This window comes from Anaerobacterium chartisolvens (assembly GCF_003337415.1).
In the GTDB taxonomy this organism is placed as follows: Bacteria; Bacillota; Clostridia; order Acetivibrionales; family DSM-27016; genus Anaerobacterium; species Anaerobacterium chartisolvens.
This window is the reverse complement of sequence record NZ_QPJT01000071.1, coordinates 1-2147: the sequence shown is the minus strand read 5'-3', so window position 1 is coordinate 2147 and position 2147 is coordinate 1. Positions and strand designations below refer to the sequence as shown.

General features: G+C 38.0%; 2 pseudogenes. Both read left to right on the top strand.

The annotated features are described in order from the left end of the window. A pseudogene (locus tag DFR58_RS22065) lies at nucleotides 1-405 on the top strand (hypothetical protein); the annotation flags it as partial. A 653-nt stretch (nucleotides 406-1058) separates the two neighbouring features. Further along, nucleotides 1059-2021, top strand: a pseudogene (locus DFR58_RS21550) (helix-turn-helix transcriptional regulator); the annotation flags it as partial. Between the last annotated feature and the right edge of the window lie 126 nt (nucleotides 2022-2147).

The following is a 2147-nucleotide window of genomic DNA, read 5'->3' as shown; positions in this document are numbered from 1 at the left end:
GAAAAGTACAGGGCTTTTACCGAATCAATGAGAGAAACAGGAATAATGAAGGAAGTGGATGACAGCATTATAAAGGCGTACACCGAAAATGTGTATAGCAGTGAGAAAAGCTATATTGTGAGGAATAGAGCCCCGGAGGAGATAATACAAAAGGCAGGCCGATTTCTTGGAGAAAGGCTTGAAGAAGGCTTAAGAAGGAAGCACAGCCGGGAAACCAGCAAAAACAGGGCCTTCATAACTTATATAATGAGGACACTGTGCGGGTATACATATAAAAGCATATGCAAATATATAGGCAATATATCGGCGGGCGGAGTATCCAGACTATCAAATGAGGGGTTCAAGCTGCTTAAGGAAAATATGCGGTATTGCAACGCTTTCAATTCATTAATTCAAATGGGATAAGCTTTTAATGGATATGATTTATAAATAGGTCATGCACAGAGTGCAGGGGCCTTTTTCTGCTATGCATGAAGCAGATTGTCGGAAAATCAAGATATACAAGCATTGCCTTAGCTATATAAATTTTACCCGCACAGCTGTTTAATAAATTAGCTTTATTTATATGTTGTATGCAAACTAAAGCAGAAGCGTCCCTATTTCCCCTATTTCCAAGTATTTCAAGTATAAATACAAGTAACAAATTAGGGTTATTCAAATAACAGATCGCCTCTGATTAATTTCATAACAGGCGGTAAACTTTAATTTCAATTTAGTTGTCCGGCAGTCTCCCTTCCTAAATATATACTCGTGCTGGAAATGCTAAGCACTAATAAGACTGCTATATGTTTTATGCTGGAATGTGTCAATATGTTTTCAGCAAATATTTACAAAAATATTAATTTGAATTATGATTGAATGATAACGTTGATATTGTCTAAGGCGCAGTAGTTTCCTTATCTGCGCTTAGTGTTTGATGTTGTATAAGAGTTGAAAATTTATATCAGGCGAGTTAAGAAATAAAATATATCCTCTCTTTTCCGCAAGTAAAATCAAGCAATGCAATTTCCATTACTCTATAATGACTATAGAGCGGTTGAAACGAGGTGAACACACAAATGTACGAGTGGCACAAGCAAATCCAAATAATCGTTGATGAAATTGACGAGAGTATTAAAAATCGTAACGGCGAAGCAATAACGCTAAGATTTCTTTCTCGCAAGTTAGGTTATTCCGAATTTCATACTACGAGAAAATTTAAGGAAATATCGGGTATGCAATTTAGGAATTATCTGCGGCATAGAAAATTAGCCTTTGCACTAAAAGAGGTTCGGGATAGTGAAAAAAGCATTTTGGATATTGCTTTTGATTATGGTTTTTCATCACATGAAGCTTTTACCAGAGCTTTCAAGGGAACATATGGTGTAACTCCAAGTGAATATCGAAAAAAGCCTATGCCTGTCGCCCTTCGTACAAAAATAAACCCTTTTGACCGCTACTTTTTCGGATTTGGAGAAATTGGCATGATGAAATCTACAGATGATGTTAAAATTTATTTTGTAACCATTCCCGCACACAAATTTTTGCACATTAAAAACTATGAGAGTAATGGGTATTGGGATTTTTGGCAAAAGCAAAGCCTTATTCCTGGACAGGACTGCGAAACAATTTGCGGCTTACTTGATAGTATCAAGGGCAAATTAGATGACGATGGCGGGAGCGAATCTAACAGCGGCAGCGGTCAGATTATGGCGTATATTAATGACCCGGACGGTAGACTCTGCGATTGGGGTATTCCACGTACAGAGTGTTATGGTGTACGTCTTCCTTTTGATTATAAAGGCGAAGTACCACCACAAATGCTTATGATTGCTGTTCCCGAAGCCGAGTATATTGTTTTTGAACATGGGCCATTCTATTATGAGCAGGAAAATCGTAGTGTGGAGGAAAATCTGGAAAAGGCAATGGCAGCTTTTGATTTTGTGGGCACCGATTATTGCTTTGATACTTCCCCTGGTAGAATAATTTACTTTTATCATGATCCGGAGCGATTTTGGAAGTATATCAGGCCAGTCCGGAAGTCCGGAAGTCTTAGGGACGCTCCTGCCCTTAGAACATTTGTTCTTGACATATTATGCCTAATCTTATATAATAGACCCAAGAGGTGGGTATAATGCCAAGAGCAGCAAGGAAAAAATCTGAAGAAT